The organism is Streptomyces muensis (assembly GCF_021474425.1).
GTDB classification, from domain to species: Bacteria; Actinomycetota; Actinomycetes; order Streptomycetales; family Streptomycetaceae; genus Streptomyces; species Streptomyces muensis.
Map to the genome: position 1 here is coordinate 1 of NZ_JAKEIP010000352.1, position 3,631 is coordinate 3,631.

Sequence of the window (3,631 nt, forward strand, 5' to 3'; positions counted from 1 at the left end):
CCGCACCTCAGTCCCCGCGGGCCCGCCCGTACGCGCGCGCGTGGTGCCCCGCCCGTCGGGATCCCGCAGTTCCACCGCCCACCGCCCGTCGTCCCCGCGCGTGGAGAAGTGCACCACCACGCGCGCGTGCCCGACCCACCCGTCCACTGCGGCGGGCAGCGTCTGCGAGGTGTTGACCACCAGCAGATCCCCGGCCCGCAGCAGCCGCGGCAGCTCCCCGAACGCGTGGTGCGACACCTCGGTGCCCCGCGACACCAGCAGCCGTACGGCATCACGGTCCAGCCCCGGCCCACGCTGCTCGGCGGGAACGCGCGCCGACAGCTCCTCCGGCACCCGCACGGCGAGCGTCACCGCCACCCCTCCAACAGAGCCGGAGCCCCATAGCGGCCGCTCGCCGGACGCTCGTCCAGCAGCCGCAGGAACGCCGGCACCACACTGGCCGGCGCCGGCCGCGGATCGTCGTCGTCCGGTACGGCCGCCGCATACAGGTCCGTGGCCATGTCCCCGGGGTCCACCGCCCACACCCGCAGCCCCGGCTCCTCCTCGCCGAGCACCGCCGCGACATGGTCCAGGGCCGCCTTCGACGCCCCGTACCCGCCCCACGTCTCGTACGCCTCCGCGGCCGCGTCCGAGCTGACCGTGATCACCGCGCCCGCCTCGGACGCCCGCAGCAGCGGAAGCGCCTCCTGCACAAGGCCCAGCGCGGCCACCACGTTCACCTCCAGCGCCCACCGCAGCCCCTCCAGCGGCAGCGCGTCCAGCCGTACGAGCGGCTCCGCGCCCAGCGCGCTGGCGTTGCTGACCAGCAGATCGACGCCGCCGAGCCGCCGGGCCGCCGCCACCAGCTCGGACCGGTGCCCGGCATCCGTGACGTCCCCCGGCACCGCCGTCACGCGCGTGCCGTACCCACGAAGCCCGGCCACCGTCTCCTGGAGGACGTCCGCCGTCCTGGCGTCGAGCACCAGATCCCAGCCGCGCGCGGCCAGCGCCTCGGCGAGCGCCCGCCCCAGCCCCTTGGAGGCCCCCGTGATGATCGCTACCGGCATGGCAACCGTCCCCTCGTCTCCGGCCGCCTCGATCGGCGGTGCCCTCAACGTAGGAACGCCGCCGCCCGCCCCGCCTCGGACGCGGGCCGCAAAGCCGCGGGGCCCTTCGTCCTAAGCCGCGCACCGGGGGCCTTTCGCCCTACGCCGCCGAACCTGCGACCACAGGCCTAGGTCCCGCGCCCCAGCCGGCCGCCGCCACAGGTCCGATCCGGCTGTCACACCCCGCCGGTACCGTGAGGGCATGAGTCAAGGCCCCAGGTCCGGCCTCGCAGCGGTGAGCTCCGCGCTGCTGGCCATGAGCAGGCATCTAGAGGTGCGCGACGTCCTCAAGACGATCGTCGCCTCGGCCCGCGAGCTGCTCGACGCGCAGTACGCCGCACTCGGCGTCCCGGACGACCACGGCGGCTTCGCCCAGTTCGTGGTCGACGGCGTCAGCGACGACCAGTGGAAGGCGATCGGCCCGCTCCCGCGCCAGCACGGCATCCTCGCCGCGATGCTCCAGGAGGCCAAGGTCGAGCGCCTCGCCGACGTCCGCAAGGACCCCCGCTTCGAGGGCTGGCCGTCGGCACACCCCGACATGTCCGACTTCCTGGGCCTGCCCATCCGCGACGGCGACGAGGTCATCGGCGCCTTGTTCCTCGCCAACAAGAACTGCCCGAAGCCGGAGGGAAGTTGCGGCTTCACGGAGGAGGACGAGGAACTGTTGGGGATCCTCGCCCAGCACGCCGCCATCGCCCTCACCAACGCCCGCCTCTACGAACGCAGCCGCGAACTGACCATCGCCGAGGAACGCTCACGCCTGGCCCACGAACTGCACGACGCGGTCAGCCAGAAGCTGTTCTCCCTGCGCCTGACGGCCCAGGCGGCCGCCGCCCTGATCGACCGCGACCCGTCCCGCGCCAAGGGCGAGCTGCACCAGGTGGCCGCGCTCGCCGCGGAAGCCGCCGACGAACTGCGCGCCGCGGTCGTCGAGTTGCGCCCCGCGGCCCTCGACGAGGACGGCCTCGTAGCCACCCTGCGCACCCAGATCCAGGTCCTCGACCGCGCCCACACCGCGCGCGTGACCTTCGCCGGCCGCGGCGTGAAGGCCCTGCCCGCCGCCCAGGAGGAGGCCGTGCTGCGCGTCGCCCAGGAGGCCCTGCACAACGCCCTGCGCCACTCCGGAGCCGAGCACGTCGAGGTGACCCTGGACCGGCGCGGCAGCGGAGCGGTCCTACGGGTCACGGACAACGGCAGCGGCTTCGACCCGAAGGCGATACGCCGAGCCGGACGCCACCTCGGCCTGGTCTCCATGCGGGACCGTTCGAGTGGGGTCGGCGGCACGCTCGCCGTGGAATCGGCGCCCGGCAAGGGCACCACGATCGAGATGGAGGTCCCCGGTGGGTGACGCAATCAAGGTGCTGCTCGTCGACGACCACCAGGTCGTCCGCCGGGGCCTGCGCACCTTCCTCGAAGTGCAGGACGACATCCAGGTCGTGGGCGAGGCCGCCGACGGCGCCGAGGGAGTGGCCCGCGCCGAGGAACTCAAGCCGGACGTCGTGCTGATGGACGTCAAGATGCCGGGCATGGACGGCGTCGACGCCCTGCGCAGACTCCGCGAACTCGACAACCCCGCGCGCGTGCTGATCGTCACCAGCTTCACCGAGCAGCGCACGGTGATCCCGGCCCTGCGCGCGGGCGCCGCCGGGTACGTCTACAAGGACGTGGACCCCGACGCCCTCGCCGGCGCCATCCGCTCCGTCCACGCCGGCCACATCCTGCTCCAACCCGAGGTCGCGGGCGCCCTGTTGTCCCAGGAGGAGGCCAACTCCGGGCAGGGCAGAGCCGGCTCCCTGACGGAGCGCGAACGCGAGGTCCTCGGCCTGATCGCGGACGGCCGCTCGAACCGCGAGATAGCCAGGGCCCTGGTGCTCTCGGAGAAGACCGTCAAGACACACGTCTCGAACATCCTGATGAAGCTCGACCTGGCAGACCGCACCCAAGCCGCCCTGTGGGCCGTACGCCACGGCGTGACCGGCTGAAACGCTCTCCGCAGGGCATGACGGACGGCAATACGGAGGGTTCCGCTCCGGACTGAGATTCATACCGTCGTGGGAATGTCCCCCGGATGGCGCATCCTTCGTGGATCTCCGCCGTTTTCCAATGCGTGCTGCGGCGACTGCCGCGGCAATCGCAAGGAGGGCTTGAAAGTGAAGAACCTGAAGAAGGCCGTGGCTGTGACGATGGTGGCCGGTGGCCTCATGGCCGCCGGTGCCGGAATGGCCTCCGCCACCGACGGCGCCCACGCCGACGGCAAGGCCGTGGGCTCCCCGGGCGTAGTCTCGGGCAACCTCGTCCAGGCCCCGATCCACATCCCGGCCAACGTCTCGGGCAACACCCTGAACGTCGTGGGCGTCCTCAACCCGGCCTTCGACAACCTGGCCGTCAACCGCTGACGCCCACCCCGAAGCGAGCAGTGACCTCCGGCCTCCCGGCTACCCGGGAGGCCGGTCTGTCTGTCGGGCCTGTCCCGCACCCATCCAGCCGTCCGTCACCATCCAGCCCGTCCGGCGTTTGAGGACGAGGCCGTCCAGGCCGACACGGGG

General features: G+C 72.7%; 5 protein-coding genes. 3 read left to right on the forward strand and 2 right to left on the reverse strand.

Annotated elements, in window-relative coordinates:
- Both L0P92_RS40500 and L0P92_RS40505 read right to left on the reverse strand, forming a co-directional pair.
- On the reverse strand, positions 1 to 351 hold a 351-nt coding region (locus tag L0P92_RS40500), incomplete at its 3' end, for an S-adenosylmethionine:tRNA ribosyltransferase-isomerase (protein WP_234768139.1).
- Positions 348 to 1,046: an SDR family NAD(P)-dependent oxidoreductase gene (locus L0P92_RS40505; RefSeq protein ID WP_234768140.1), complete on the reverse strand. Its 699-nt coding sequence runs from the start codon at positions 1,044 to 1,046 to the stop codon at positions 348 to 350. The genes L0P92_RS40505 and L0P92_RS40500, both read right to left, overlap by 4 nt.
- A gap of 241 nt (positions 1,047 to 1,287) precedes the next feature.
- Between L0P92_RS40505 and L0P92_RS40510 the strand changes: the two genes are divergently transcribed.
- From L0P92_RS40510 to L0P92_RS40520, 3 genes are all read left to right on the forward strand, one after another.
- Positions 1,288 to 2,433: a GAF domain-containing sensor histidine kinase gene (locus tag L0P92_RS40510; RefSeq protein ID WP_234768141.1), complete on the forward strand. Its 1,146-nt coding sequence runs from the start codon at positions 1,288 to 1,290 to the stop codon at positions 2,431 to 2,433.
- Positions 2,426 to 3,067: a response regulator gene (locus L0P92_RS40515; protein WP_234768142.1), complete on the forward strand. Its 642-nt coding sequence runs from the start codon at positions 2,426 to 2,428 to the stop codon at positions 3,065 to 3,067. Before L0P92_RS40510 ends, L0P92_RS40515 begins: the two co-directional genes overlap by 8 nt.
- A gap of 168 nt (positions 3,068 to 3,235) precedes the next feature.
- Positions 3,236 to 3,481, forward strand: a complete 246-nt coding sequence (locus tag L0P92_RS40520) for a chaplin (RefSeq protein ID WP_234768143.1) — start codon at positions 3,236 to 3,238, stop codon at positions 3,479 to 3,481.
- Positions 3,482 to 3,631: the final 150 nt, after the last annotated feature.

Bases quoted from the DNA above. Each gene is read 5' to 3' on its own strand.
- L0P92_RS40505 (WP_234768140.1), bottom strand. From the start codon at position 1,046: ATGCCGGTAGCGATCATCACGGGGGCCTCCAAGGGGCTGGGGCGGGCG.
- L0P92_RS40510 (WP_234768141.1), top strand. From the start codon at position 1,288: ATGAGTCAAGGCCCCAGGTCCGGCCTCGCAGCGGTGAGCTCCGCGCTG.